General features: G+C 66.3%; 24 protein-coding genes. 17 read left to right on the top strand and 7 right to left on the bottom strand.

Features of this window, described 5'->3' with window-relative positions; all coding sequences use genetic code 11:
* Window positions 1-2: 2 nt before the first annotated feature.
* Genes araA through araB form a run of 3 tightly spaced genes read right to left on the bottom strand, consistent with a single transcriptional unit; the run spans window position 3 to window position 3,969 of the window.
* Complete coding sequence (gene araA / locus AC0J5J_RS08530) at window positions 3-1,520, bottom strand: L-arabinose isomerase (protein ID WP_474897516.1); 1,518 nt, start codon at window positions 1,518-1,520, stop codon at window positions 3-5.
* Window positions 1,520-2,230, bottom strand: a complete 711-nt coding sequence (locus tag AC0J5J_RS08525; RefSeq protein ID WP_474897515.1) for an L-ribulose-5-phosphate 4-epimerase — start codon at window positions 2,228-2,230, stop codon at window positions 1,520-1,522. Before AC0J5J_RS08525 ends, araA begins: the two co-directional genes overlap by 1 nt.
* Window positions 2,227-3,969, bottom strand: a complete 1,743-nt coding sequence (gene araB, locus AC0J5J_RS08520) for a ribulokinase (protein ID WP_474897513.1) — start codon at window positions 3,967-3,969, stop codon at window positions 2,227-2,229. Before araB ends, AC0J5J_RS08525 begins: the two co-directional genes overlap by 4 nt.
* Before the next feature lie 248 nt (window positions 3,970-4,217).
* Here araB and AC0J5J_RS08515 point away from each other — a divergent pair, with 248 nt between their 5' ends.
* The 10 genes from AC0J5J_RS08515 (at window position 4,218) to AC0J5J_RS08470 (ending at window position 17,423) form a co-directional block, all read left to right on the top strand.
* Window positions 4,218-5,243: a LacI family DNA-binding transcriptional regulator gene (locus AC0J5J_RS08515; RefSeq protein ID WP_474897511.1), complete on the top strand. Its 1,026-nt coding sequence runs from the start codon at window positions 4,218-4,220 to the stop codon at window positions 5,241-5,243.
* Between the two features lie 84 nt (window positions 5,244-5,327).
* A complete protein-coding gene (locus AC0J5J_RS08510; protein ID WP_474897509.1) occupies window positions 5,328-6,347 on the top strand; it encodes a LacI family DNA-binding transcriptional regulator in 1,020 nt (339 codons plus the stop codon).
* 228 nt (window positions 6,348-6,575) lie between these two features.
* On the top strand, window positions 6,576-7,925 hold the full coding sequence (locus AC0J5J_RS08505; protein WP_474897507.1) for an ABC transporter substrate-binding protein: 1,350 nt from the start codon (window positions 6,576-6,578) through the stop codon (window positions 7,923-7,925).
* A 96-nt stretch (window positions 7,926-8,021) separates the two neighbouring features.
* A complete protein-coding gene (locus AC0J5J_RS08500) occupies window positions 8,022-8,975 on the top strand; it encodes a carbohydrate ABC transporter permease (protein WP_474897505.1) in 954 nt (317 codons plus the stop codon).
* Window positions 8,975-9,913 carry a carbohydrate ABC transporter permease gene (locus AC0J5J_RS08495; RefSeq protein WP_474897503.1) on the top strand — a complete coding sequence of 313 codons (939 nt, stop codon included), beginning with the start codon at window positions 8,975-8,977 and terminating at the stop codon, window positions 9,911-9,913. The genes AC0J5J_RS08500 and AC0J5J_RS08495 overlap by 1 nt, the downstream gene beginning before the upstream one ends.
* Window positions 9,914-9,987: 74 nt before the next feature.
* A complete protein-coding gene (gene arfA / locus AC0J5J_RS08490; protein ID WP_474897501.1) occupies window positions 9,988-11,505 on the top strand; it encodes an arabinosylfuranosidase ArfA in 1,518 nt (505 codons plus the stop codon).
* Window positions 11,502-12,416 carry an aldose 1-epimerase family protein gene (locus tag AC0J5J_RS08485; protein ID WP_474897500.1) on the top strand — a complete coding sequence of 305 codons (915 nt, stop codon included), beginning with the start codon at window positions 11,502-11,504 and terminating at the stop codon, window positions 12,414-12,416. The genes arfA and AC0J5J_RS08485 overlap by 4 nt, the downstream gene beginning before the upstream one ends.
* A gap of 51 nt (window positions 12,417-12,467) precedes the next feature.
* Window positions 12,468-13,592, top strand: coding sequence for a transaldolase (gene tal / locus AC0J5J_RS08480; protein WP_474897499.1), 1,125 nt, complete (start codon window positions 12,468-12,470; stop codon window positions 13,590-13,592).
* 85 nt (window positions 13,593-13,677) lie between these two features.
* Complete coding sequence (gene tkt / locus AC0J5J_RS08475; protein ID WP_474897498.1) at window positions 13,678-15,780, top strand: transketolase; 2,103 nt, start codon at window positions 13,678-13,680, stop codon at window positions 15,778-15,780.
* Window positions 15,781-17,036: 1,256 nt separating this feature from the next.
* The gene (locus AC0J5J_RS08470; protein WP_241972806.1) at window positions 17,037-17,423 is read left to right on the top strand and encodes a hypothetical protein; all 387 of its coding nucleotides are present in this window, start codon (window positions 17,037-17,039) and stop codon (window positions 17,421-17,423) included.
* Window positions 17,424-17,468: 45 nt separating this feature from the next.
* Here AC0J5J_RS08470 and AC0J5J_RS08465 read toward each other — a convergent pair whose 3' ends face one another.
* Window positions 17,469-18,104 (bottom strand): CDP-alcohol phosphatidyltransferase family protein, encoded by a 636-nt coding sequence (locus AC0J5J_RS08465; protein WP_474897496.1) that lies wholly within the window; start codon window positions 18,102-18,104, stop codon window positions 17,469-17,471.
* A 309-nt stretch (window positions 18,105-18,413) separates the two neighbouring features.
* Here AC0J5J_RS08465 and AC0J5J_RS08460 point away from each other — a divergent pair, with 309 nt between their 5' ends.
* The 7 genes from AC0J5J_RS08460 (at window position 18,414) to AC0J5J_RS08430 (ending at window position 24,018) form a co-directional block, all read left to right on the top strand.
* Window positions 18,414-19,280: a zinc-dependent alcohol dehydrogenase gene (locus tag AC0J5J_RS08460; RefSeq protein WP_474897495.1), complete on the top strand. Its 867-nt coding sequence runs from the start codon at window positions 18,414-18,416 to the stop codon at window positions 19,278-19,280.
* Complete coding sequence (locus AC0J5J_RS08455; RefSeq protein ID WP_474897493.1) at window positions 19,277-19,675, top strand: 6-pyruvoyl trahydropterin synthase family protein; 399 nt, start codon at window positions 19,277-19,279, stop codon at window positions 19,673-19,675. Before AC0J5J_RS08460 ends, AC0J5J_RS08455 begins: the two co-directional genes overlap by 4 nt.
* On the top strand, window positions 19,672-20,751 hold the full coding sequence (locus AC0J5J_RS08450) for a glycosyltransferase family 4 protein (protein ID WP_474897492.1): 1,080 nt from the start codon (window positions 19,672-19,674) through the stop codon (window positions 20,749-20,751). The genes AC0J5J_RS08455 and AC0J5J_RS08450 overlap by 4 nt, the downstream gene beginning before the upstream one ends.
* Entirely contained in the window at window positions 20,748-21,569 is an 822-nt protein-coding gene (locus AC0J5J_RS08445; protein ID WP_474897491.1) for an SAM-dependent methyltransferase, read from the top strand. Before AC0J5J_RS08450 ends, AC0J5J_RS08445 begins: the two co-directional genes overlap by 4 nt.
* The gene (locus AC0J5J_RS08440) at window positions 21,566-22,627 is read left to right on the top strand and encodes a lysylphosphatidylglycerol synthase transmembrane domain-containing protein (protein ID WP_474897489.1); all 1,062 of its coding nucleotides are present in this window, start codon (window positions 21,566-21,568) and stop codon (window positions 22,625-22,627) included. The genes AC0J5J_RS08445 and AC0J5J_RS08440 overlap by 4 nt, the downstream gene beginning before the upstream one ends.
* Complete coding sequence (locus tag AC0J5J_RS08435; protein WP_134425180.1) at window positions 22,624-23,367, top strand: RibD family protein; 744 nt, start codon at window positions 22,624-22,626, stop codon at window positions 23,365-23,367. The genes AC0J5J_RS08440 and AC0J5J_RS08435 overlap by 4 nt, the downstream gene beginning before the upstream one ends.
* 189 nt (window positions 23,368-23,556) lie before the next feature.
* The gene (locus AC0J5J_RS08430; RefSeq protein ID WP_166785535.1) at window positions 23,557-24,018 is read left to right on the top strand and encodes an SRPBCC domain-containing protein; all 462 of its coding nucleotides are present in this window, start codon (window positions 23,557-23,559) and stop codon (window positions 24,016-24,018) included.
* Between the two features lie 53 nt (window positions 24,019-24,071).
* On the opposite strand, the gene AC0J5J_RS08425 is transcribed toward AC0J5J_RS08430, so the two are convergent.
* The 3 genes from AC0J5J_RS08425 to AC0J5J_RS08415 are packed head-to-tail and all read right to left on the bottom strand — an operon-like array spanning window position 24,072 to window position 26,747.
* The gene (locus AC0J5J_RS08425; protein WP_474897487.1) at window positions 24,072-24,878 is read right to left on the bottom strand and encodes an FAD:protein FMN transferase; all 807 of its coding nucleotides are present in this window, start codon (window positions 24,876-24,878) and stop codon (window positions 24,072-24,074) included.
* Window positions 24,856-25,335 (bottom strand): FMN-binding protein, encoded by a 480-nt coding sequence (locus AC0J5J_RS08420; protein ID WP_474900204.1) that lies wholly within the window; start codon window positions 25,333-25,335, stop codon window positions 24,856-24,858. The genes AC0J5J_RS08425 and AC0J5J_RS08420 overlap by 23 nt, the downstream gene beginning before the upstream one ends.
* Window positions 25,335-26,747, bottom strand: a complete 1,413-nt coding sequence (locus AC0J5J_RS08415) for a ferredoxin reductase family protein (RefSeq protein ID WP_474897485.1) — start codon at window positions 26,745-26,747, stop codon at window positions 25,335-25,337. Before AC0J5J_RS08415 ends, AC0J5J_RS08420 begins: the two co-directional genes overlap by 1 nt.
* Window positions 26,748-26,806 lie beyond the last annotated feature (59 nt).

The following is a 26,806-nucleotide window of genomic DNA, read 5'->3' as shown; positions in this document are numbered from 1 at the left end:
TGCTATAGGCCCTGAGCCAGCCTGTAGTACGCCTGGTTCCAGCGCACCTCGCGGCCGAAATCGCGCAGCGTCGTGGACTCTTCGATCACGAGCAGTTCGGTCCGGGCCATCTCGGCGTAGTCCTGGAAGACCTCGATGCCGACCGCGGTCGACATGACCGTGTGGTGCGCGGCACCGGCGGTCAGCCAGGCCGCGGCGGAGGTGGCGAAGTCGGGCGCGGGGCGCCAGACGGCGCGGCCGACCGGGAGATTCGGGAGCGCCTCGGTGGGCTCGACGACCTCGACCACGTTGGCGATGAGCCGGAACCGGTCGCGCATATCGCTCATCGCGACCACGACGGCCGGTCCGGGGGCGGCGTTGAAGACCAAGCGCACGGGGTCTTCGCGGTCGCCGATGCCGAGCGGGTGGATCTCGAGGGTCGGCTTCTCGGTGGAGAGCGCCGGGTTCACCTCGAGCATGTGGGCGCCGAGGATCAGTTCGGCCCCGGGGGTGAGGTCGTAGGTGTAGTCCTCCATCAGGCTCGCACCGCCGGGCAGGCCGGCTCCCATCACGTTGGCCACCCGCACGAGGATGGCCGTCTTCCAGTCGCCCTCCCCGGCGAAGCCGTAGCCCTGTTCCATCAGCCGCTGCACGGCGAGGCCGGGCAGCTGGCGGAGCGCGCCGAGGTCTTCGAAGCTCGTGGTGAAGGCGCTGAAGCCGCCGGCCTCAAGGAAGCTCTTGAGCCCGATCTCGATCGCGGCGCCGTAGCGGAGCGACTCGTGGCGCTCGCCGCCGACTCGCAGCTCGGGGGCAACATCGTAGAGGTCGTCGTACTCCTCGACCAGGGCGGTGATGTCGGCATCCGTCGCCGCGTGCACGGCCTCGGCGAGTTCGTTGACCGGCCAGGTGTTCACCTGCACGCCGAAGCGCAGTTCGGCCTCGGTCTTGTCGCCCTCGGTGACGGCGACGTAGCGCATGTTGTCGCCGAAGCGGGCGAGTTTCATGCTGCGGGATGCGGCCCAGCCGGCGGCCGCGCGGGTCCAGGTTCCGACCTGGTGCGTCACGGCCGGGTTGGAGACGTGGCCGACGACGGTCTTGCGGGACACGCCGAGGCGGGTCTGGATGTAGCCGAACTCACGGTCGCCGTGCGCGGCCTGGTTGAGGTTCATGAAGTCGAAGTCGATCTCGCTCCACGGCAGTTCGACGTTGGCCTGGGTGTGCAGGTGCAGCAGTGGCTTGGTCAGGGCGTCGAGCCCGGAGATCCACATCTTCGCGGGGGAGAAGGTGTGCATCCACGCGATCAGGCCGATCACGCGGTCGTCGGAGTTCGCGTCGAGCGCGGCGCGGCGGATCGAATCCGAGTCGGTGAGCACGGGCTTCCAGACGATTTTCACCGGGATGTCGCTGCTTGCGCCGAGCGCGTCGGCGATGGCCCGGGACTGCTCGGCGACCTGCCGCAGGGTCTCTTCTCCGTAGAGGTTCTGGCTGCCGGTGAGGAACCAGACTTCGTAGTGGTCGAGGGTGGTGGTGAGTGTTGGCATTAGCGCAGTGCTCCTTGCGGTGCTTGTCCGTAGACGTTTTGGTAGCGGTTGAAGAGGGAGTCGATCGCCGCTTGCGGGATCGGGATGAGGTTGCCGCCCTGGCGGGCGAGGTGCACGGTGCGGGCGACGTCTTCGACCATCACGGCGGCCTTGACGGCGTCGCGGGCGTCCTTGCCGATCGTGAACGGGCCGTGGTTCTGCATCAGCACCGCGCGGGAACGGTGGCCGGTGAGGGTGTCGACGATGCCGCGGCCGATCGTGTCGTCGCCGATGATGGCGAACCGGCCGACCGGCACGGGTCCGCCGAACTCGTCGGCCATGGCCGTGATCACGCACGGGATCTCCTCGCCGCGGGCGGCCCAGGCGGTGGCGTAGGTGGAGTGCGTGTGCACGACTCCGCCCACCTCCGGCAGGTTCCGGTAGACGTAGGCGTGCGCGGCGGTGTCGCTCGACGGCGACCGGTCGGAACCGGGGGAGCCGGGGATGACGGCGCCGTCGAGATCGCAGAGGATCATGTTCTCCGGCGTGAGGTCGTCGTAGTCGACGCCGCTGGGCTTGATCACGAAGAGGTCGGCGCCGGGCACCCGGCCGGAGACGTTGCCGCCGGTCCAGACCACGAGCCCGTATCGGGTGAGCTCGCCGTGCAGGCGGGCGACGTCCTCGCGGACACGCAGGATGGCCGCGTCGACGGCGGGGCCGAAGGCGCTCATGCGGGCACCGCCGCGGAGTCGACGGATGCGACCGAGTCGACGGATGCTGCGGCGTCGCGCTTGAGTGCCTTCAGCCGGTGCATCACCTCGTTCTCGCCGCGACCGAAGTAGTCGTGCAGGAGCGTGTACTCGGCGAACAGTTTGTCGTAGGCCGTCGCCGCCGCGTCGTTGGGCGTGTACACGTTCTTGTTGAGCTTGCCCATGGCCTGGCCGGCCGCGCGCACATCGGGATACGCGCCGGCGGCGACCGCCGCGTGGATGGCCGAGCCGAGTGCGGGCCCCTGCCCGCTGTCGATGGTGGAAATCGGCATTCGCAGAATGTCGCTGTAGGTCTGCATCAGGAACGCGTTCTTGAGCAGGCCGCCGGCCACGATGAACTCGGTCACTGGAACCCCGCTCGCATTGAAGGTCTCGACGATCGTGCGCGCGCCGAACGCGGTGGCCTCGAGCAGGGCTCGGTAGATCTCCTCCGGCCGGGTGGTGAGCGTCGTGCCCAGCACGAGGCCGGAGAGTTCGTGGTCGACGAGCACCGAGCGGTTGCCGCTGTGCCAGTCCAGGGCGATCAGTCCGTGCCCGCCGACGGGCTGATTTTTGATCAGTTCCGTGAGGTGCTGGTGCACGCTCAGCCCCGCCGCCTCCGCCGCGGCAAAGTAGCGGGCGGGGACCTGGTCGTTGACGTACCAGGCGAAGATGTCACCCACGCCGGACTGCCCGGCCTCGTAGCCGTAGAGCCCGGAGACGATGCCGCCGTCGACGACGCCGCACATGCCGGGCACCTCGGCGAGCCGGTCCGAGTTCATCACGTGGCAGGTCGAGGTGCCCATGATGGCCACCATCTGGCCCGGCAGCACGGCCTGGGCGGCCGGAGCGCTGACGTGCGCGTCGACGTTGCCGACCGCCACCGCGATGCCCTCCGGCAGTCCGGTCCAGGCCGCGGCCTCTGCGGAGAGGGTGCCGGCGGATGCGCCCAGCTGCCCGATCTCATGGGCCACCTTCTCGGTGGCGAACCGCGCGAAGCCGGGATTGAGCGCGGCGAGGAAGTCTTCGCCGGGGTAGTCGCCGTCCTGCAGGATGCCCTTGTACCCGGCGGTACAGGCGTTGCGCACGTACGAGCCGGTCAGCTGCCAGACGATCCAGTCGGCGGCCTCGACCCAGTGGTCCATCCGGGCGTAGAGCTCGGGGTCCTCTTCCAGCAGCTGGAGACCCTTCGCGAACTCCCATTCGCTGGAAATCAGTCCGCCGTAGCGCGGCAGCCAGCTCTCGCCGCGCTCCGCCGCGAGCTCGTTGATGCGGTCGGCCTGGGGCTGTGCCGCGTGGTGCTTCCACAGTTTGACGTAGGCGTGCGGGCGGTCGGCGTACCCGGGGATCTCATTGAGCGGGGTGCCGTCGGCGATGACCGGAACCATGGTGCAGGCGGTGAAGTCGGTGCCGACGCCGATGACCCGGGCCGGGTCGATGCCCGCGTCGGCGACGGCGGCCGGCACGGCGCTCTTCAGCACGGCGACGTAGTCCTGCGGAACCTGCAACGCCCACTCCGGCGGCAGCTTCGCGCCCGTGGCAGCGAGGGTGGTGTCCATGACCGCGTGCGGATAGTCGAGCACGGCCGAGCCGAGTTCGGCGCCGTCCGAGACCCGCACGACGACCGCGCGGCCGGACAGGGTGCCGTAGTCGACGCCGATGACATAGGACTCGGCGCCGGATGATGTGGGCGCATCGGGCTGTGCTGCGGTCTCGCTCATGAATCGACTCCCTTGCCGGCATGCGGATACAGAACGCCAACTTCGTGCGGGATTCGCCGTTGATGATTGTTGACGTTGATGCATGTTAGCGCACTATCAAGGCGTGTCAATCAGTGATCGGTGCGCTGTTGCCACGGCTTTACTGCCGTTGGAGCGGCTGATTCCCTCTCCCTTCAGGCATTAAAGACACTGCGCAGGGTGCGCTAACATATTTCAACCAGGGATCTCCCCTCGGGAGGGGAGTGCGGATGAGCAGGGAGCCTCGACCGGGCGGCCGCAGCGTGCGCATGATCGACGTGGCGAAACTCGCCGGAGTGTCGCAGCAGACCGTGTCCCGCGTCGTCAACGGGCACAGCAACGTCGGTCCGGAGGTGCGCGAACGGGTCGAACGGGCCATCACGCAGCTGCGCTACAACCGCAATTCCGCCGCACGCGCCCTCGCGACGAACCGGTCGATGAACCTGGGCGTGGTCTCGTACTCCCTCCCGGTGCACGGTTCCGCCCTGGTGCTGTTCGGGATCGCCGAGGAGGCGCGGCGCAACGGCTACGCCACCAGCCTGGTGAGCATTCCCCAGGTCGATTCTGCGAGCATCCGTGGCGCGCTGGACACGCTCGTCGCGGACGCGGTCGACGGGATCATCGTACTCGCCCCCATGACGGCCGCCGTCGAGGTGCTGCGCGGGCTGGACCCCGAGGTGGCAATCGTGCGGTTCGAGCAGGGCTCCCCGGCCAGTTCGACGGCCGTGTCGATGGACGATGTTCTCGGCGCGCGACTGGCCACCCGGCACCTGCTCGAGCTGGGCCACGAGACCGTCTGGCACGTGGGTGGTCCGCCCGGCTGGATGGCCTCTGACGCGCGCCGTACGGGCTGGCTGGCCGAACTCGCCGAGCACCGTCGAACGGTCAATCCCGAGTTCCGCACCGACGACTGGACGGCCGATTCCGGCTACCGGGCCGGCCTGGCCATCGCGGACGACCCCTCCATCACCGCGGTCCTGGTGGCCAACGACTCGATGGCCTTGGGCGTGATCAAGGCGCTGGCCGAGCGGGGCGTCCAGGTGCCCGGCGACGTGAGCGTGGTCGGCTTCGACGACATGAGCGAGGCTCGCTACTTCCAGCCGAGCCTCACCACCGTTCGCCTCGACTTCAACGAGGTCGGCCGGCTGGCGGTGGAGCGGGTGCTGCGCCTGATGGGCGGCGAGCCCGCCGAGCTGATCCCCGTGATCCAGCCGGAATTGATCGTGCGGGGGAGTACTGCGCCCCCACGCCCCTGACTGCACGGGAGAGGGGTGCAACGTTGTAAAATATCTGAGAACGGATGTCGACGCATCCGTCGTTCGCATATCAAAGGGGTCCTCATGGCGGCAACGCTGCACGACGTTGCGCGGATCGCCGGGGTCTCGATCAAGACGGTCTCCAACGTCATCAACGACTACCCGCACATCCGGCCGTCCACCAAGCAGCGTGTCGTCGAGGCGATTGCGGAGCTGGACTACCAGCCCAACCTATCGGCCCGCAGCCTGCGGTCCGGGCGCACCGGAGTGATCGGCCTCGCCGTGCCCGAGCTGTCGCTGAGCTATTTCGCGGAGCTCGCGGACGCCGTGATCCGCTCGGCCGAGCGCCACCACGTGACCGTGCTGATTGAGCAGACCGGCGGCGACCGCCGGCGGGAGATCGAGCTGCTCTCCAGTCCGCGCCGGCAGATGACCGACGGCCTGCTCTTCAGCGCCCTCGGCATGGACAGCGGAGACGCCGAGCACCTGCGGGTGGGCTATCCGCTCGTGCTGCTGGGTGAACGCATCTTCGGTGGTCCGACGGACCACGTCACGATGCGCAACGTGGACGCCGCGCGGGCCGCGACCGAACACCTGATCAGTCGCGGGCGCCGCCGCATTGCCATCATCGGCGCGCACGAGGGGGAGATCATCGGTTCGGCCGGTCTGCGCCTGCGCGGCTACCGCGAGGCGCTCGAGGCCGCCGGCATCCCGTTCGACCCGGCCCTGATCGGTTACACGACGCTGTGGCACCGGTCGAACGGCGCGACCGCGATGCGCGAACTGCTCGCGTCCGGTGTGCAGTTTGACGCCGTCTTCGGGCTCAACGACACCCTGACTCTGGGCGCCATGCGGGTGTTGCAGGAGGCCGGGCTGCGCATTCCGGCGGATGTCGCGGCGATCGGCTTCGACGATCTCGACGAGGCCCAGTACAGCCTGCCGACCCTCTCCACCGTCGATCCGGGCCGGGAGGAGATCGCCGAGACCGCCGTGCGCATCCTGCTCGAGCGCATCGCGGAGAGCGCCCCCGTGGCGCCGCCCCGCGAGATCCTGGCCGACTTCCGCGTGGTCGAACGCGAGTCCACCGGACCCCTGCCTGCCTGATCAATTTTGTTCGGACCAATCTCGGCGAGTCGCTTGACAGCGCGCCTCGAAAGTCGCGATGATTCTTTTACAACGTTTACCTACAACGTTGTAAACCAGCCAGCGACGGCCCCTCGCTCCGCTGGCGTCTCAGAATGACCGCACCACCTCCTGCACCACTCAGCCGCCTCCCGCGCTGATCACAGTATGAACAACGGTGTTCCACCACCGTGAGAGGAAACCAACAACATGAAGGTCAAGTTCATGGCCGCGGTCGGCGTCATCGCCGTCGCCGCCGTCGCGCTCACCGGATGCTCCGCCGACGGCGCGGCATCAAAGCCGAAGGCGGAAGCCTCCTGCACGAACAAAATCGTGAACAAGGATGCACCTCAGGTCAGCGTCTGGGCCTGGTACCCCGCGTTCGAAGAGGTCGTCGACGTGTTCAACAACAGCCACGACGATGTGCAGGTCTGCTGGACCAACGCCGGCCAGGGCAACGACGAGTACACCAAGTTCTCCACCGCGATCGAGTCGAAGTCCGGTGCCCCGGACGTCATCATGCTCGAGTCCGAGGTGCTCTCGAGCTTCACGATCCGCAATGCTCTCGTCGACCTCACCGAGTACGGTGCCAACGATGTGAAGGACAAGTACACCGAGGGTTCCTGGAAGGATGCGTCGAGCGGCGACGCCGTCTACGCCATCCCGGTCGACGGCGGCCCGATGGGCATGCTCTACCGGCAGGACCTCTTCGACCAGTACGGCATCCCCGTTCCTACGACCTGGGCCGAGTTCGAGACCGCGGCGCAGGCACTCAAGACCGCCGGCTCCGACGGCGTGCTGGTCAACTTCCCGACCAACGGCCGCGCCTTCAACCAGGCACTCTTCGCCCAGGCCGGATCGGTGCCGTTCGTCTACGACTCGACCAGCCCGACCGACATCGGCATCGCCGTTGACGACCAGGGGTCGAAGGACGTGCTGAACTATTGGAACGGTCTCGTGCAGAAGGGCCTCGTCACGACCGACGACGCCTTCACCGCCGACTACAACACCAGCCTGGTCGACGGCACCTACGCCGTCTACCTCGCCGCTGCGTGGGGACCCGGCTACCTGCAGGGACTCTCCGACGCCGACACGGATGCCGTCTGGCGCGTCGCCCCTCTGCCGCAGTGGGATCCCGCTAACCCGGTGCAGGTCAACTGGGGTGGTTCGACCTTCGCGGTGACCAGCCAGGCCACGGACAAGGATCTCGCGGCCCAGGTGGCCATCGAGATCTTCGGCACCGACGAAGCGTGGAAGATCGGCGTCGAAAAGGGCGCACTGTTCCCCTCGTACGCGCCGATGCTCGACTCCGACTACTTCGTCAACCTCGAGTACCCGTTCTTCGGCGGGCAGCAGATCAACAAGGAGGTCTTCCTGACCGCGGCCGCCGGCTACGACGGCGCCACGTTCAGCCCCTTCCAGAACTACGCCTACGACCAGCTCACCGAGGAGCTGTTCTCCATGGTGCAGGGCGAGCAGGACGGTTCGCAGGCTCTCGACGACCTGCAGGCCACCCTCGTGAAGTACGCGGCCGAGCAGGGATTCACGGTCGCCGAGTAAGGCGGCTCACGCCGCACCCGCTGTCGGCCGGTCTCACCGGCCGGCCGGCAGCATCCCTCAGCCCGTTTGGGCTTCGCTTTGAAAAAGGATGAATTCATGGCACTCACGCCTGCGGCTACCAGGGCGGCACCGCCGCTGCCGGTACGGAAGCCGCGAAAAAACAGCATCGACCGGATAGACCGCAAGCGCCAGCGCTGGGGCTGGCTGTTCGTGGCCCCGTTCGGAATCGTTTTCCTCACCTTCCTGGTGGCGCCGCTCGCCTACGCGTTCTGGATGAGCCTGCACACGAGCACCCTCGCCACCGGCACCTCCTTCACCTGGTTCGCGAACTATGTGAAGGCCTTCACCGACCCGATCTTCCTCGGCGGGCTCGGCCGGGTGGGCCAGTTCGCGCTGATTATGATTCCCGCCCAGATGATCGTCGCCCTTGTGGCCGCGCTCGTTCTCGACAACCTCTCGACCGCCCTGTCGAAGTTCTCCCGTCTGATGATCTTCGTGCCCTACGCCATCCCCGTCGTGATCGGGGCGTTGATGTGGGGCTTCCTCTACAGCCCCCGCTTCGGACCGGCCACCGACATCTTCGGCCTGGTCGGCCTCGCCGCACCCGACTTCCTGTCCCAGGGGAGCATCTTTGCCAGCCTCGTCAACATCGTCACCTGGCAGTGGGCCGGCTACTACATGATCATCATCTACGCCGCCCTGCGTGGTATCGACCCGGCCATCTACGAGGCCGCCCGACTGGACGGCGCGAACGGCCGCCAGATCGCCCTGCGGGTCAAGGTACCGATGATCTCCTCCTCGATGGTGATGGTGCTGATCTTCTCCCTGATCGGCACCCTGCAGTTCTTCACCGAACCGCAGGTGCTGCGGGCCGTCGCCCAGGGCGCCATCCCGGTCTCATACACACCGAACATGTACGCGTACTCGCTCGCCTTCTCCTACAGCCAGTTCAACTACGCCGCGGCGATCTCGTTCGCGCTCGGCATCGTGGTCTTCATCGGCTCCTACCTCTTCCTCTTCCTCACCCGCAAGCAGAGCGGACTCAAATAATGGCCATTCTCACGCCCCGGAAGGATGCCCCCGTGCAGCCCGCCCCGGCCGGCTCCGGCTCCCTCGTGCGCCGCCGCAACACCACGCGCGACGGCGGCAAACGGATCGGGTCGCACATCCTGCTGCTCATCCTCGTGATCTACTTCATCACCCCGCTGTGGTGGCTCCTCGTGGCCGCGACCAAGGACACTGCCGGGCTCTTCAGCGGCACCGGCGGGCCGCTCTGGTTCGACGAGAACTTCAACCTGTGGAACAACATCGCCGGGCTGTTCGAACACCAGGGCGGCATCTACTGGCGCTGGCTGGGCAACTCGTTCTTCTACGCGTTCACCGCCGGCATCGGCGCCACCATCCTCGCAGTGCTCGCCGGCTACGGCTTCGCGAAGTACCGGTTCCGCGGGCGCAACGCGTTCTTCGCGCTGCTGCTGGGCGCCGTGATGGTGCCCATGACGGCGCTCGTGATCCCGACCTTCGTGCTGCTGAGCAACTTCGGCCTGGTCAACACGATCTGGGCCGTCATCCTGCCCTCGCTGCTCAGCCCCTTCGGCGTCTACCTGATGAGGGTGTACACGCAGGATGCCATTCCGGACGAACTGCTCGACGCCGCTCGCGTCGACGGTGCCGGCGAACTGCGCACCTTCTTCCAGGTGGCGCTGCCGCTGCTGCGGCCCGCCATCGTCACGGTGCTGCTGCTCTCGGTGGTCGGCACCTGGAACAACTTCTTCCTGCCCCTGGCCGTGCTCAGCGACCCGAACCTGCTGCCCGTGACCGTCGGGCTGAATAACTGGCAGGCGCTCTCCAACGCCGGCGCCGGCGGCGAACAGGTCTGGAACCTGATCGTCACGGGGGCCTTCGTCTCGGTGCTCCCGCTCATCATCGCGTTCCTCTCCCTGCAGAAGTACTGGCAGGGCGGCCTCTCGCTCGGCGCACTCAAGTAGGCGGCCGGCCCGGACTCCGGGCATCCGTCGATCGCACCCTTCCATGTCTTGACCAGCTCGAAGAAAGAATCACCATGTCTACCGCCAGCCTCACCCTCGACCCGCACTTCACGGTCGGAGCCATCAACCGCCGCCTGTTCGGATCGTTCGTCGAACACCTCGGCCGGTGCGTCTACGACGGCATCTACGAACCCGGGCACGCCTCGGCCGACGCGGAGGGATTCCGTGAAGACGTGATCGACCTCGTCAAGGAGCTCGGCGTCTCGGCGATCCGCTACCCGGGCGGCAACTTCGTCTCCGGCTTCCGCTGGGAGGACAGCGTCGGCCCGCGGGCCGCGCGACCGACCCGGCTCGACCTGGCCTGGCACTCCACCGAGACCAACCAGATCGGCCTGCACGAGTTCTCGTCGTGGCTGGAAAAGGTCGGCAGCGAGCTCATGCTCGCCGTCAACCTCGGCACCCGGGGCGTGGCCGAAGCGCTCGACCTGCTCGAGTACGCCAACCTCGGTAACGGCACGGACCTCGCCGAACGCCGGATCGCCAACGGCAAGCGGGACGCCTTCGGCGTGAAGATGTGGTGCCTCGGCAACGAGATGGACGGCCCATGGCAGCTCGGCCACCGCTCGGCCGACGACTACGGCAAGATCGCGTCCCGCACCGCGAAAGGGATGCGCCAGCTCGACCCGTCGGTCGAACTGGTCGTCTGCGGCTCCTCGAGCGCGCAGATGCCGACTTTCGGCGAGTGGGAACGCGTCGTCCTCGGCCACACCTACGATGACGTCGACTACATCTCCTGCCACGCCTACTACGAGGAAAAGAACGGCGACCTCGACTCGTTCCTGGCCTCCGGCGTCAACATGGACCGGTTCATCGAATCGGTCGTGGCGACCGCCGACCACGTGAGGGCCGTGCGGGGCAGCGACAAGACCATCAACATCTCCTTCGACGAGTGGAACGTCTGGTACATCGACCGGTTCGAGGGCGTCGACAAGATCACCGGGATCGACAACTGGCCCGTCGCCCCGCGCCTGCTCGAAGACTCCTACACGGTGGCGGACGCCGTGGTGTTCGGCAGCCTGCTCATCTCACTGCTCAAGCATGCCGACCGCGTGACGAGCGCATCCCTCGCCCAGCTTGTCAACGTGATCGCGCCGATCATGACCGAGCCGAACGGCCCGGCCTGGCGGCAGACCACGTTCTTCCCCTTCGCGGTCACCTCCCGGCTCGCCACCGGGGTCGCCCTCGAGGTCAAGCTCGAGGCAGAGCACTACGACACCGAGGTGTACGGCACCGTGCCGCTCGTGGACGCGGTCGCGACGCACGACGCGGCGACCGGGGGGACATCCGTGTTCCTGGTGAACCGCTCCCAGACCGAGGACGCGACGATCACGATCGACGTCGCCGCGCTCGGGCCCGTCGGCATCGTCGAGGCGCAGACCCTGAGCGACACGGATGTCTACGCCGCGAACACGCTCGAGGCCCGCGACCGTGTCGGCCTCGCCGCCAACGCGTCGGCGCTGTGCGCGAACGGAGTGGTCACGCTCACCCTGCCGCCGGTCTCCTGGACGGCCCTCGAACTGCGGACGGAGTGACCGAGCCGTCGGGGGCCCAGTACGAGATCTCCGGCCATGGCTACCGGGCCGTCGTGACGGGGATCGGGGCCACCCTGCGGGTGTTGCAGCATGACGAACGGGACCTGATCGTCAGCTTCGCGGAGGATCAGCCGATGGTCAACTTCCGCGGGGCGCTCGCCGCACCCTGGCCCAACCGGGTCGCCGACGGGCGGTACCCCCTCGACGGGGAGACTCGGCAACTGCCGGTCAACGAACCGTCGCGCGACTGCGCCTTGCACGGGCTCGTCTTCGACCGGGACTGGCAGCTGGTGACTCACAGTGACAGCGAGGTGGTTCTGGGCGTGCGGCTTCCGGCCAGCGACGGCTACCCGTTCCAGCTCGACCTGGTCGCCCACTATTCGCTCTCGACGGAGGGGCTCACGACCACGGTCGAGGCCACGAACTCCGGCACCGGCACTGCTCCGCACGGAGTCTGCCCGCATCCCTACCTGCGGGCCGGCGACTCGCCGCTGGACAGCTGGCAGCTCATCCTGCCAGCCGAGCGGTACCTGCGGGTCACACCCGACCGGTTGCTGCCGGTCGGCCTCGCCGACGTCGACGGCGGCCCGTTCGACTTCCGGCAGCCGCACCCGATCGGTTCCCTGCAGATCGACCACGCCTTCACCGGGCTCGTGCGCGACGCCGACGGCGTCGCCACGGTCGAGCTGCGTGAGGCCGGGGGCAGCGGCGTGGCGATGAGCTGGGGAACGGACTGCCCGTGGCTACAGATCCACACCGCCGACCTGCCCGCGCCGGGGATCAACCGGCTCGGCCTGGCCGTCGAACCGATGACCTGCCCGCCGGACGCCTTCAATTCCGGGACCGATCTCATCCGTCTGGCGCCGGGCCGGTCGCACCGCGCGAGTTGGACCATCGCGGCCCTCGCGTAGCGGTGGTCGGCGCAATCGTGGCGACAATCCCCAGACCCAAGGAGCAATGACATGACCACCACCCCCACACAGCAGCTGTCCGACGCCGGCGTTTCCATCTGGCTCGACGACCTCTCCCGGGGCCGCCTGCGGACGGGCGGCCTTCGGAAGTTGACTGAACAGAAGAAAGTTACCGGTGTCACCACCAACCCCAGCATCTTCCACGCCGCAATCACGTCCGGTTCGGATTACGACGACGCCATTGCCCAGAAAGCGGCGGACGGCACCAGCGTCGCTGACACCGTCTTCGAGCTCACCACGGAAGACGTTTCCAACGCCTGCGACGTCTTCCGCACCATTTTTGACTCGACGAACGGGGTCGACGGTCGGGTGTCCATCGAGGTTGAACCCGACCTCGCTGACGACGCGCAGGGGACGATCGCGCGTGCAAAGACACTCTTCAACGCCGTCGACAGGCCCAACGTGCTCATCAAGATCCCGGCCACACGCGCCGGTCTGACCGCGATCACGGAAACAATCGCCGCCGGCATCAGCGTCAATGTCACCCTCATCTTCAGCCTGTCGCGCTACACCGACGTCATCGACGCGTACCTCGCGGGACTCGAAAAGGCTCACCAAGCAGGCATCGACCTGTCGACAATCCACTCCGTCGCTTCATTCTTCATCTCACGCTTCGATCTTGAAATTGACAAGCGCCTGGAGGCGATCGGCACCGCAGAAGCACGTGCCCTCAAGGGCAAATCCGGCGTCGCAAACGCCCAGCTCGCCTACGAAGTGTACGAAAACGCGTTCAGGACTGAACGCGCCGCCGAGCTCCTATCCGCGGGGGCCAACAGGCAACGACCGCTGTGGGCGTCCACCGGAGTCAAGGATCCCGCCCTCCTCGACACCACCTATGTCGTCGAGCTCGTCGCGCCGGGTGTTGTGAACACGATGCCCGAGAAGACGCTTGACGCGGTCCACGACCACGGTGTCGTCGCCGGCGACACGATCACGGGCTCATACAGCGTAGCCAGGGAGTTGCTCAACTCAATTGCTGACGAAGGTATCTCCTACGACCAGGTCGCCGAGCTGCTGGAGCGCCAGGGTGTCGAAAAATTCGTTGTCTCCTGGAATGAGCTCCTCCACGCCGTCGGCAAAGCATTGCAAGTGCAGACCCCGTCGGCCACGGTATAACCCGCTTCTGACTCGCTCCCCAGGCAGCCCCCAGGACCGGGAAGGGGCGGCTGCAGTCCCTCGTACAAAGAATGGAAGTACCTTCATGTCCACGTTCCTCTGGAATTCCCTCGACGACAAAGCCGTTGATACGAGCCGCATCCTGGCTGCCGATGCAGTCGAGAAGGTGGGAAACGGGCACCCCGGGACGGCCATGAGCCTCGCACCCGTCGCCTACCTGCTGTTCCAAAAGGTCATGCGCCGTGACCCCAGTGACAGTTCCTGGCTCGGTCGGGACCGATTCATTCTCTCCGTCGGACACAGCTCCCTGACGCAGTACATCCAGCTCTATCTGGGCGGCTATGGTCTGGAGATCGAAGACCTGAAGGCACTGCGGACCTGGGGATCCAAGACACCCGGACATCCGGAATACGGCCACACGGACGGGGTGGAGATCACGACAGGGCCGCTCGGCCAGGGTCTTGCCTCCGCCGTCGGATTCGCGTACGCGTCACGTTTTGAACGCGGCCTGTTCGATCCGGATGCAGTGGCTGGCAGCAGCCCGTTCGATCACTTCGTGTACGTGATCGCCGGTGACGGTGATCTGCAGGAGGGAATCACGAGTGAGGCGTCCTCGCTGGCCGGTCACCAGCAGCTCGGCAACCTCGTGGTGATCTATGACTCGAACCAGATTTCCATCGAGGACGATACCAATATCGCGTTCACCGAGGACGTTGCCGCCCGCTACGCTGCGTACGACTGGCACGTGCAGACCGTGGACTGGAAGAAGACGGGCGACTACGTCGAAGACGTCGCAGCCCTGAACCATGCGATCGAGGCCGCCCAAGCAGAGACGTCCAAGCCGTCGATCATCATCCTCAAGACGATCATCGGTTGGCCGTCGCCCACGAAACAGAACAGCGGCAAGATCCACGGGTCGGCCCTCGGCTCGGAGGAACTCGCCGCGGTCAAGGTCATGCTCGGCTTCGACCCGGCAGAAGCCTTTACCGTCGATCCGGCCGTGCTCGCTCACACCCGCGGTGCCATCGAGCGTGGCGGGGAATCCCGTGCCCAGTGGCAGCTGCAGTTCGACGCCTGGGCGCTGGCCCAGCCCGACCGCAAAGTGTTGCTGGACCGGGTGCTGAGCGGAGATCTGCCGGAAGGAATCCAGGACGCACTACCCGTCTTCCCCGCCGGAAAGGACCTATCGACCCGTGCCGCGTCCGGTAAGGTCATCAACGCTCTGGCGGGCGTGATCCCGGAGCTCTGGGGTGGCTCAGCGGACCTGGCCGAGTCCAACCTCACCACTATCGCAGGTGCGGGTTCCTTCGTGCCCGAGCAGTGGTCGACCCGGGACTGGGCAGCGAGTCCCTCCGGGCGAGTGCTGCACTTCGGTATCCGCGAACATGCCATGGGGGCGATCCTCAACGGGATCGTCCTCCATGGGAACACACGGCCCTTCGGCGGCACATTTCTCATCTTCAGCGACTACATGCGCCCAGCTGTGCGTCTCGCGGCGCTGATGCAGGCCCCGGCGATCTACGTGTGGACCCACGATTCCGTGGCCTTGGGGGAGGATGGTCCCACCCACCAGCCGATTGAGCAGCTCGCGACACTCCGCGCCATCCCTGGCCTGGACATTGTGCGGCCGGGCGACGCGAACGAAACCGCATGGGCATGGAAGACCATTCTCGAACGGCGCAAGGGGCCAGCCGGAATCGCCCTGAGCCGCCAGAATATGCCCGTGTTCGAGCGCGGTGAGGGAGCCGCAGCGGGCGACACGTTTGCTCACGCCCGAAACGTGGCACGGGGCGCCTACGTGCTCGCTGAGGCGGCGAATGGTGCACCAGACGTGATCTTCATCGCCACGGGTTCGGAAGTCCAGATCGCCATCGAAGCCCGCCAGGTGCTGAAGGAGGAAGGTATTCACGCGCGAGTTGTTTCGGCACCGAGCCTGGAGTGGTTCGAAGAGCAGACGGCCGAATATCGCGAGTCCGTGCTGCCCGCCGCGATGACTGCCCGCGTCTCCATTGAGGCCGGGCTCTCCCTGACCTGGGACCGCTATGTCGGTGGTGCCGGCCGCAGTGTCTCCATCGAACACTTCGGGGCCTCCGCCGACTACCAGACCCTGTTCCGGGAGTTCGGAATCACGACAGACGCGGTCATTGTCGCGGCCCGGGATTCACTCGCGGAGCAGCAGCCCCGTTGACGGTCTCCCGCCTGACGCAGGGTTTCCTGCGTTGGCCTCGAGTCGAACACGTAAGACGGAACAGCTGCCTGTGTTCTGAGGAGCCGCAGCCCTTTCGGCAGGCAGCGATGGCGAGCACGTCGCTCGTGCCTAGTTCATTGGAGCGAACCGTGGCAGTGCTCAAGCGGGCATGGATTCCTTCTGCGGATAATGCCCGTCTGTTCCGCCTCCGGGCTGAAACTTGTCAACACCCCAGCGACGGGTTGTCACAGCATCGCTCGCACCTCGTTTTTCGGGCGCTCGCCCCGGTGTCGAGGGAGCATGCATTTGTGTCTTCTGCAAGGAGGTGAGTCGGTCGTGGAGTACAACGTGCGGCCCATAGTGTCGAAGCGGCCCACCTCTCGCATCGAGAGAGAGAGAGAGAGAGAGAGAGAGAGAGCCGTCAAGTTCCCGGCCAGTGGGGATCTCTGGTTGGGTTACCGACTTCGTCGCCAGATGCCTACGGTGTGCGTGTTCGAAGTGGGTGGGTGGGGTGTCTTGCAGAACATTGCGCGACGGGTCGATGGCGTGCTTGCTCTCCCGAACGCCTAACCACGTCTCGCTGCCGAAGGCGCTAGCAGCCGGAGGATACGGCGTTGCCAGCGGGGGAATGAATGGGTTCAGGGCTCTGCTCGTCCGGGGCGTTTGGTGGTCTCTTTCTGGCTGCCCAGTTACTGCAGTTCACACAGAAGTCGAAGACGAGGTCGCTCTGCTAGGTGCGCTTTAGGGCTCAGCCCGAGCGATCATGGCGAGGGCAGATCGATTATCGGCACCCTCGTATGCTGGGCAGCGCTTCTGGCCCGAATGGCGCTCATTCCTTCGTGACTGGCAAAGCAGGTAGTCCGGGGTGTCATGTCGGGACAAGCGGGGTAGCAGGGGGGATAGAGGATTATTTGGCAGAGTGCGGAGGATGTGCGTCAAAGTGCCGAAAAACTGCCCAGTGATTCAGCGGCCTGTGAGTTATAGGAACAACCCGCCACAGGGTTGTTCTTAGAACTGGTTGATTCTGTTCCAAGTACTCGTCCCGCAACGAATGGCCTCCGATATTTCGGAGGCCATTTGTCGTTTCTGGCGCGCGTGGCGCGTGGGTTCCCGCTCATGCTGGCTGGTGGGAAGGGATCATCTGACAATGCACGGCCAGGAATGCCCGAGCGAACTCCTTGGCCGGCTCACTCGTTTCACTAGTATGTCCGCAGCGACGGCTACGCGAATCGGAAGCAGGCGTGAAGATGAACAACATGAGCAAAGGATTCCCCATGGTGATGCGGAGCCTCAGCGCGATCACTCTCGCGGCGACCGGCGCCATCCACCTGTTCCTGGTGTTCGACGGTGTAGGCGGCGTGCTCGGCGTGTCTTTCGTTCTCAACGGCATCGCGGGGATCCTGCTGGCCGTCGGGGTCCTGACCCTGCGTGGCAGGCTTCTGGGGCTCACCACCGTGCTTGGCCTTCTGTTCCTGATCGCGAGCCTTCTGGCGCTGGTGCTCGCCCTGACGGTGGGATTGTTCGGCATTGAGCAGACGTGGAGTTTCACGCTCGTGCCGGCGACGGTCGTCATCGAGGCTGCCGGCGTCGTGGTGCTGGCCATCACCTCGGCATTGGTGCTTCGCAAACCACGATCTGCCTGAGCAGACCACGACGTGGATGGCAGGCTGGCACCCCGCGGAGCTGCATCATCCCATCGTCCGCGTCACGTGCGAGTCCTCCTCCTCGCTGTCGGGACGTGCCCGCCGCACAGCGAGCCAAATGACGTCTCGACCGAAGGATTCGACGAGCAGGGCCAGCGCAATCGCGACCAGCAGGGCATCCAACCCCGGGAGGATCCGCGCCACGGCCGTCGCCAGCGCAATGCCCTGCACGGCCGTGACCACCTTCCGCCACGGGCGGGATGGCAATAACCGACGAAACCAGGGAAAGATCAGGCCCGCAAGCACGAAGGCGTAGCGCATCGAGCCGATTGCCAGCACCCAGATCCCGAGGTCATTCGAAACGTACACGCTCAGCACGAGCAACAGGAACGCGTCGACTTCCATGTCGAACCGCGCGCCCAGCTCGCTCACAGAATCTGTACGGCGGGCGACCCAACCGTCGACAGCGTCCAGAAGCAGGGCCGGCACGATCAGGGCGACCAGGAGGGCGACGGGAATCGGCACCGCGAACGATACAACGACCATCCCTCCGATCAGGCCGACCAACGTCGATCGGACCGCTGTGACGACGTTTGCCGGCCCGAACAAAGTTGTCCTCCTGCGTCGAAGCCCGTTCAGCAGGAATACAGTCGACAGCAAAAGATAGCTCAGAGTGGCCAACCACCCGACGATCGGCACCCATGACCGGTACCAGTGCACAGCGACAAGGCCGAGGGCCGTCGCGGCTGCCGCCCCCACGATCGCGGCTGAAATCGGCACGAAGTGAACTCTGGCCATCCCTGCCTCGTTTCTCTTTTGATCCATCTATTCAGGAAGACGGCACTCCGCCGGGAATCGTCCACTTTAGGGGGAAATATGCTCGAATCCACCGCTTTCTGGATTGACAGGCCTGGCGTCGGGGAACTTCGTCGGGAACCGTTGGCGCCACCCGGCGACGGGGAGGTGCTCGTGAGGACTCTCTACACGGCAGTGAGCCGAGGAACCGAAGTCTCGGTGTTCGGCGGACATGTGCCACCCAGTGAGTACGACCGGATGCGTGCACCATATCAGGACGGCGACTTTCCCGGCCCGGTCAAATACGGGTACCTCAATGTCGGCGTCGTTGAGGGTGGGCCGGAGTCGCTCAGAGGCCGGACCGTGTTCACGCTTTTCCCGCACCAGTCCGCATTCGTGGTGCCCGCCGATGCTGTCACCCCGATTCCCGAGGGAGTTCCGGCCCGTCGGGCCGTACTCGCGGGCGCGGTTGAAACGGCCGTCAATGTGCTCTGGGATGCTCGTCCTCATCTCGGTGACCGTGTCTCCGTCATCGGCGCGGGCATGATCGGATGTTGCGTGGCACGACTTCTGCGCGGCGTCCCCGGCGTCGAGGTGGCTTTAATCGACGTGAACCCGGCACGGAAGAAGGTGGCGGACCAACTTGGCGTGGGCTTCGCCGACGCGTCCAGCCCCCCCGGCAACCGGGACATCGTGATCAATACGAGTGGTTCGGATGCCGGTTTGCAGCTCGCACTCGAAACGGTGGTCACCGACGGTGACGTGATCGAGGCGAGCTGGTACGGAGATCGCCCGGCCACACTCAGGCTCGGGACCGACTTCCACTCACGGCGACTGACCATCCGGTCGAGCCAGGTCGGCGCGGTAGCCGCGGGCCATCGGCGGAACCGTACGACGCGGGAACGCCTCGTGCTGGCCCTGCACCTTCTCCAAGACCCGGCCTTCGAGGCCTTGCTGACGGACGAATCCTGCTGGCATGATCTCCCCGAGGTGATGACGGGTCTGGCCAACGGAGCGCCGAACACCCTGTGTCACACAATCAGTTGGGGAGGACCAGAATGACATTCACGGTGACGGTCCGGGACCACATGATGATCGCCCATAGCCTCGCCGGCGAATCGTTCGGGCCCGCGCAACAACTCCATGGAGCCACATTCGTCGTCGACGCCTCCTTCGCGGCCACCGACCTGGACGCCGACGGCGTCGTGGTGGACATCGGAAGGGTGACTGCCGCGCTTGCAGAGATCACGGGTTCTCTCACCTATCGCAACCTCGACGAGGATCCTCGTTTCGCCGGCAGAAACACGACCACCGAAGTGCTCTGCAAGGTGATCGCGGATCGCCTGGCAGAACAGGTGACCACGGGGGCTCTCGCCCCCGGCCAGCAGTTTCAGTCCATCACGGTCACGCTCCACGAGTCGCACATTGCGTGGGCAAGTTACACGAGGGCACCGTGAGCGTCTCCTCGGCACGGTGGGTGTGCTTCTTCGTCCCTGATTCGATCGACGACGCGGACAGGGTCAGCGGCGGCAATGTCTACGACCGTCACGTTCGCGAGGGGCTTCGACGCAGCGGCTGGACGGTTCACACGGTTCTGATTCCGCGGGATGATCACACGCTGACGGCTCAGACCATGGCCCAGCTGCCGAACGGCGCCGTCGCACTCGTCGATGGTCTGGTCGCTGTGCGCGAATCGGTGGCGTTGAGGGCACATTCCACCCGGCTCCGGCTCATCATCCTGGCGCACATGGTCGGAAATGTCGTCTCAGCGGCACTAGCGGAAGCCGATGCCGTGTCTGCCGATCGTGAGCGACACGCATTTCGCGCGGCGAAACGCATCATCGCAACGAGCGGATGGACACGGTCAGAAATCATCGCGCGCCGCCTCGGTCGGCCCCCCGACGTGATCGTCGCCTACCCCGGAACGGATCCGGCCGCCCCGACGAGTGCTTCACGATCTGGCAACCGGCTGCTGTGCATTGGCGCGGTCGCCCCGCACAAGGGTCAGGACGTTCTCCTCGGCGCACTGGCGCAGCTCACCGACATCGACGGGTGGACGTGCACCTTTGCCGGATCACTCGACATTGCAACGGATTTCGTCGACGAGCTGACGCGGATGGCCCACCGAACTCGCCTCACCGACAGGGTAACGTTCACCGGCTCTCTCGCCGGAGCACGACTGGACGAGGCATACGCCCGAGCTGACCTCGTCGTGGTGCCGTCCCGAAGCGAGAGCTTCGGCATGGTTGTCGCGGAGGCGCTGGCACGGGGCATCCCCGTCGTGGCCGCCCGCGTCGGTGGCATACCCGAAGCCTTATCGAGCATGACGGCAGGAATCCTTGTCCCGCCGGACGATGCGCAGGCCCTCGCAGTGGTGCTGCGCCGCTGGTGGGCCAGTCCGGCCCAGAGGTCGCGGCTCACCGAGGCCGCGGTGGAGGCTCGCGGATCGGTCCGACCCTGGAGCGCGACAGTCGCTGCGATTGCATCAACGCTCGACGAGATGGCACTCATTGGAAGGGCGGTGTCCGCATGATCGGAATTCCTCTTGTCAGTGCGGACTGGCTGGCTCTTCGGGAACCGGAGGACGCGGATGCGCGATCACACGACCTCGCGCTGGCAGCTGCCGCGAGGATCGCCGAGGGTCCGGTGATTGTTCACGATCTGGGCAGCGGGACCGGTTCGATGATGCGCTGGCTGGCTCCGCTCCTTCCCGGACCCCAGACGTGGGTTCTCCATGACTGGAATGCGGACCTGATCGAACGGGCGATCGACAGCACGCGTCCGAGGGACGCGAACAATGTGGCGATCTCGGTTCTCGCGCAGCCGGGTGATCTCGCCGACTTGCGTCCGTCCGATCTGGCGGGAGCGTCACTCGTGACAGCGTCCGCATTGCTCGACGTGCTGAGCTCGCACGAGACCCACACGATCGTGAACGCCTGCGTTGAGGCCAGGTGCCCTGCTCTCCTGTCGCTCAGTGTGACTGGACAGGTTCGCTTCAGCCCTCGCGACGACCTGGACGCAGCATTTGAGGCCGCCTTCAATGCGCATCAACTTCGACTGACCGACGATCGCCGGCAGCTCGGTCCGCATGGCGCGCCCATCGCGCGGGGACTGTTCACGGCGGCCGGTTGGACTGTGCGGCCGAGCACGACGGAATGGCGGCTTGACCACCGCCTGCAACGCCTGCTGGTCGAGTGGTTTCACGGCTGGGTGGATGCCGCCATCGAACAGGATCCCCGGCTGCGCACCGAGGTCGACCGATACCGCCGGCTGCGGTTGTCTCAGATCGCGCGCGGGGAACTGGCCGCACGCATCCGTCACGTCGACCTCCTGGCCTGGCCCCGCGGATGACACACGCCATCCGACCCCTGCTTCGCCGGGCAGTTCACTCTCCCGGCTTCCGCCGGACCGTTCGTCTCATCGTCGGCGGCGGCGTTCTCGTCGGTGTGGGCGCGCATGTGGGCGCTGACCCGTTCATCGATGGCATCCTCAGCCTGAACGGTACGAATATCGTCGCGGCTCTCCTCTTCGCGGCGGCCGCAACCGTGGCAGCCGCGTGGCGGTGGCAACTCATCGCGTCGCGCCTGGGAATCCCCCTGCGCCTGCCGACTGCTGTCGGAATGTACTATCAGTCCCAGTTCGTGAACATGATGCTTCCCGGCGGCATCATCGGGGACATCCGACGGGCCGTCACCCGCGTTCCGAGCGGAACACGTCTCGGGCAAGCTGCACGCGCAGTCGCGATCGAACGCTTCTCCGGGCAGGCCGTTCAGCTCGCACTGACCCTGATGGTGCTGGCGTATTTGGGCACCGAGATCGAGGGATTCCTGCTGCCGGCGCTGGGGATCGGTTTCGGTGTTGTCATCGGAGCGCTTGCTGCGGCGTCGGCGGCAAGCGCCCGCGTGCGCCGGGCATTGCTGCGTGAGGCGCACGAACTCCGCGCCGCCCTCGGGTCGATTCGCACCTCCCTGCAGGTCGCGATCGCATCGGTCATCGTGATCGGCTGCCATGTGGCGACCTTCACGATCGCAACCGCGGCGGTGGGCGAGAGAGTGCCGGCGGGGCCCATGCTCACTCTCGCTCTGGTCGTCCTGCTCGGCGCCTCGATTCCGGTGAACATCGGCGGCTGGGGACCGCGCGAGGGAATCGCCGGTTGGGCCTTCGCACTGACCGGCTTCGGAGCCTCGGCGGGGGTGGCAGCATCCACCCTGTTCGGCGTGCTCGCCATCATCTCCATCGCGCCGGGGGCCGTCGTCGCCGCCGTCTTCGCCGTCCGCCGACGAGGATCGAAACACGCCATGCCGGGGACGCCTCGCCGAACGCTTCCGCGCGAGTCATCGACGACGCCACCGACCCGCACAGCATCCATCCTCATTCCGACCGCTCTCGACCAGGAGGAGACATCATGAGCGTCACGCCCTACGTCACTCTGAGTTGCGCCATCTCACTCGATGGGTATCTCGACACAGCGAGTCCTCCACGGCTCACGCTCTCGAATGACGACGACTTCGATCGTGTCGATGAGGTGCGAGCACGCAGCGACGCCATTCTGATCGGGGCACGCACCGTGCGGCGCGACAACCCGCGACTGCTGGTGCGCAGCGTTGCCCGCCAAGGCCGTCGAGAGACCACCGGCCTGGCCCGTTCACCGTGGAAGGTGACGGTGACGGCGACGGGCGATCTGGATCCGAACGCCGCATTCTTCACCGCAGGCGACACCACCAGGCTGGTGTACTGCCCCGCACCGATCGCCGAAAGCCTCCGGCGACGGCTCGGAGGCGCCGTCGTCGTCGGCCTGGGCGGCGACGTGACGATGACCGACCTCGTTGCGGACCTGGGGGATCGCGGGATTGGCGAGCTCATGGTCGAGGGAGGAGCCATGATCCACACCCAGTTTCTGGCCGCGAATCTCGTCGACGAACTCCACCTTTCGATGGCACCGTTCTTCCTCGGCAACGCCGGCGGCGCCCGATTCGTCGGCGACGGAGTGTTTCCGTGGAACAGCGATCGGCGGGCGACCCTCGCGGAGGTCCGGCAGATCGGCGACATGGTCCTGATGCGATATGCACTCTCAGGTCGATTCGCCGAGCACGACACCGAAGCCCAGCACCGCGCCATGACCGCGCCGCTCACGGTGGGAATGCGGTGAAAGCGGGAAAACCCGGAACGTCCACCGGGCGAACCGCACGAGACCCGTCGGCCCGTCGGCGCCTTCGTCCAACACGGGCTGCTTCCCGCATCCACAGTACGCTCGAGGAGGTGCGTTGGCAGAACTAGTTGACGTGCCGCTCGGCGGGCAATGTCCCGTCGCGCTCGGCCCGATTGTGAAGGAAACACCGTGTCTGATCACGCAAGAATCAAGGGCCACACCGTGACCCGCACCGTGCACATCGAGGCCTCGCGCGCGAGCGTCTGGAAGGCGCTGACCGACCCCGAGGTGATGGTCCAGTGGTTCGGAGACGGTGTGGTGTTCGCCGCGCTCGAGCCCGGCGCTACGGGCAGCATCCACTGGGATGACTACGGCAGCTTCCCGATCGAAATCACCGAGGTGGTGCCCGACAGCTCGTTCGGCTTCCGTTGGTCGGGAATCCCCGCCGAGAAGCTCGACGAGTACGCGACGCACGTGCGCTTCACCATCGCCGATGCTGGTACCGGGACGGATGTCACGGTGGTCGAATCGGGCTTCGACACACTCCCCGGCGGCACCCTGTACCGTCGCGAACGTCTTGAGCAGAACCGGGAGGGCTGGGACGTCGAATTCGACGAGCTCGCGATTTTGCTCGAGGGTGTCACCCCGTAGTTCACGATTACGGGGGAGTCGCTCGACGAGTTGGCCGTGTTGCTCGGCCGGCCTCAGAGATTTCGGAGGCCATTCGTCGTGTCCGGGGTGGCGATCATCGTGCGGAATGCCGGGTTAGCCAGCAGAGTGCCGTCGGCGAGTTGCACGAGCACGGCGATGTGGAATCTGTCGGCGACGTGATCCAGCGTCGCCTGGCCGCCCGCGATGATCGCTGTGGTCAGGACATCCGCGGTGACGATGTCCTCGGCGATGACGGTGGCCTGGAGGAAGGACCGGTCGGTGTCTGGCCGCCGCCAGATGTGGTTGCCCCGTTCGGCCGAACCCGACGTCGCTGCGGCCGACCATCCGGGAGTGAGGCACACGCTGGTCAGCAGCCGGGTCCGGTCGGCCGCATCGGTGATCCCGGTGACCCAGATGCCTTCCCTAGGCACACCGCCGGTGAGGATGTCGCCACCCGCGTTGATGGAGAAGACCCGGTGTCCGTGGCCCTCGAGGACCCGGCCGGCCTGCTCCACCGCGACGCCCTTGATCAGGCCCGATAGATCGAGCACGCCGTCTGGCCGGTGCGGCGTGAAGGCGCCGTTTGTGCGCTCCCGCCAACCCAGGGCATCCGTGTAGGCGCCGCGCAGTTCCGGGCTGGCGTGGGAGAGCGCCAGGACGCCCGCGGCGACCAGGGACAGCTCCGAATCGGGGTCGTAGAGGCTGAAGCGTCGGTCGAGGTCGTCGAAAACCCGGGGGACGTCGGCCAGGGCGCCAGCACCGGCATCCGGTGTCAGACGGATGCTGACCACGGTGCCCATGGTCTCGAAGGTGTGCACGCCCATCGGATCGTCCCGCTTATCCCGTGAATCCCGCGGCATCCAGCGCCGATTGTACCGAGCTGAGATAGCCCTGGCACGTGTAGGTGGCCCCGCTGACGTTGCTCACGGCAGTCGACTGTGCCGCCAGTACCTCTTCGCGCAGGATCGGCGCCGCCCGTGCGCTGATCTCCACCGAGGTCTCACTCGTGTCGGTGAGTTTGAGGGCGACGACGTCCGTGATGACACCGTCGGCGAGGACGACCCGCACCTGCACCGTTCCATACCTGGTCTCGATCACTTGGCCGTCATGGGCCGTGGCGAGCGGCTCCACCTCGGTGGGTGTCGGAACCGCGCTCGGCCCGGAATCAGACGGGGGCGGGCTTGGGCTCGCGGTTGGGAGCAGCGTCGGTGGGGCGGCAGGCAGGTCGTCGGCGAATCTGTTCGAACCTGCCTGCCAGCCCATGACCAGCACGGCGACGGAGCCCACCCCGACGATGGCGGTGCTCGACCGTCGCATCACCAGTCGAACCGTTCAGCATGGATCCGGTGTGCGGGAATACCGGCCTCGCGCGCATCGCGGATCACGAGTTCCGCCCATGGCTTCGGGCCACAGACGAAGAGGTCGGCATCGGGGATGTCGGGCGCGAGAGTCGAAATCGTCTGGCCCGCAGCGAACACGGCCGACGGCAGCCAGGTATGACCTTCGCGAGGCGGCAAACCCACGAGGACCTCGAGGCGGGCGCCGACACGGCCGCAGATGTCTTCGACCTCCCGCCTCAGATACACGTGTTCCGAGTCGTCGCCGCGCAGGATCACGGTGAGTGCCCCCGGTGGCGTGTCGATGTCCTCGAGGAGGGCTCTGATCGGAGTGATTCCAATTCCCCCGCCGACCAGCACCGCTCTGCCGGTGGTGCGGGCCGCGGCGGTGAACAGGCCGTACGGTCCCTCGAAGAACACCCGGGTCCCCGGCTGCACCCCTAGAAGGCGGTGACTGCCGTTGCCTAGATTGCGCACTGTGATCCGCAGGCTTCGGCCGTCGGGAGCCGCCGAGAGTGAGTACGGGTGAGCCTCCAGGCGAAGCCCGGGCGACCAGAACCGCCAGCTGAAGAACTGACCGCCGTGCGCGGCCAACCGGTCAAGGTCGTGACCCGTCATCACGATCGACGCTACGCCGGGTGCCTCGGTGCGCACCTCTGACACCCGAAGCCGGTGACGCAGATTACGCACGAGCGGGATCAGGAACCGGAACACTGCGACGGCGGCAAAGGCACCGACATACAGAGACAGCCAATACCAGCGCGCCCAGGATCCGACAGCGAAAAGCTCCCCCTGACCGAACTGGTGGGGGAGCGCGAGCAGCACGGCGGCATAGACCAGGAGATGCACCAAGTACCAGGCCAGGTACGGAAGCTTGTGCCGCACGATCACGAGGGAGGTCACGACAACGAGAACGAAGAGAGCGAGGGCGAGGAACGCCTGCGGCATGTCCGGCATCGCCGTGATCATGGCGATTGCTTCCGCCACGGGGTTGCGCCCCAGTGCGAGGCCGTAGCCGATGAGCAGCAGAACCATGTGGGCGAGAATCAGATAGAGCACAGGTTTGCCGAGCCGCCGGTGGGCCGCAAGGGCGCGGTCGTAGCCGATCGCCCCGTCGATGACCGGCAAGCGGGCGGCGAGCAGGAGCATGACGAGCAGCAGATCGCTGCCGACCAGGCCGGCCACGATCCCCGTTCCCGTGGCGACGTCACGGATATTCGTGAAGTAGGTCCAGCCCCCGTCGGCCAGGAAAAGGGCCAACACCACGGCAACCGAGAACCATGCCAGTCCCTCCAGGGTGTCCGCCCGGCGCTGACGCCACAAGAATCGCCGTGCGTGCGGTTCGGCGACCGGCACGACGGAATCGACACCAACGCCGTTGGGCCGAGTCACGTCGCTCCTCTTATCTCACCGGATGGCTCTCAATGTAGCCGGTTCCGCGCCGGCGCACG

The organism is Cryobacterium sp. TS_SC_7 (genome assembly GCF_056156285.1).
Note: the sequence above shows the minus strand (reverse complement) of the source record. Positions and strands in the feature narration are given on the sequence as shown.

Coding starts and splice junctions, on each gene's coding strand:
- araA (WP_474897516.1), bottom strand. CDS start 1,520: ATGCCAACACTCACCACCACCCTCGACCACTACGAAGTCTGGTTCCTC.
- AC0J5J_RS08525 (WP_474897515.1), bottom strand. CDS start 2,230: ATGAGCGCCTTCGGCCCCGCCGTCGACGCGGCCATCCTGCGTGTCCGC.
- araB (WP_474897513.1), bottom strand. CDS start 3,969: ATGAGCGAGACCGCAGCACAGCCCGATGCGCCCACATCATCCGGCGCC.
- AC0J5J_RS08515 (WP_474897511.1), top strand. CDS start 4,218: ATGAGCAGGGAGCCTCGACCGGGCGGCCGCAGCGTGCGCATGATCGAC.
- AC0J5J_RS08510 (WP_474897509.1), top strand. CDS start 5,328: ATGGCGGCAACGCTGCACGACGTTGCGCGGATCGCCGGGGTCTCGATC.
- AC0J5J_RS08505 (WP_474897507.1), top strand. CDS start 6,576: ATGAAGGTCAAGTTCATGGCCGCGGTCGGCGTCATCGCCGTCGCCGCC.
- AC0J5J_RS08500 (WP_474897505.1), top strand. CDS start 8,022: ATGGCACTCACGCCTGCGGCTACCAGGGCGGCACCGCCGCTGCCGGTA.
- AC0J5J_RS08495 (WP_474897503.1), top strand. CDS start 8,975: ATGGCCATTCTCACGCCCCGGAAGGATGCCCCCGTGCAGCCCGCCCCG.
- arfA (WP_474897501.1), top strand. CDS start 9,988: ATGTCTACCGCCAGCCTCACCCTCGACCCGCACTTCACGGTCGGAGCC.
- tal (WP_474897499.1), top strand. CDS start 12,468: ATGACCACCACCCCCACACAGCAGCTGTCCGACGCCGGCGTTTCCATC.
- tkt (WP_474897498.1), top strand. CDS start 13,678: ATGTCCACGTTCCTCTGGAATTCCCTCGACGACAAAGCCGTTGATACG.
- AC0J5J_RS08470 (WP_241972806.1), top strand. CDS start 17,037: ATGAGCAAAGGATTCCCCATGGTGATGCGGAGCCTCAGCGCGATCACT.
- AC0J5J_RS08455 (WP_474897493.1), top strand. CDS start 19,277: ATGACATTCACGGTGACGGTCCGGGACCACATGATGATCGCCCATAGC.
- AC0J5J_RS08445 (WP_474897491.1), top strand. CDS start 20,748: ATGATCGGAATTCCTCTTGTCAGTGCGGACTGGCTGGCTCTTCGGGAA.
- AC0J5J_RS08440 (WP_474897489.1), top strand. CDS start 21,566: ATGACACACGCCATCCGACCCCTGCTTCGCCGGGCAGTTCACTCTCCC.
- AC0J5J_RS08435 (WP_134425180.1), top strand. CDS start 22,624: ATGAGCGTCACGCCCTACGTCACTCTGAGTTGCGCCATCTCACTCGAT.
- AC0J5J_RS08425 (WP_474897487.1), bottom strand. CDS start 24,878: ATGCCGCGGGATTCACGGGATAAGCGGGACGATCCGATGGGCGTGCAC.
- AC0J5J_RS08420 (WP_474900204.1), bottom strand. CDS start 25,335: ATGCGACGGTCGAGCACCGCCATCGTCGGGGTGGGCTCCGTCGCCGTG.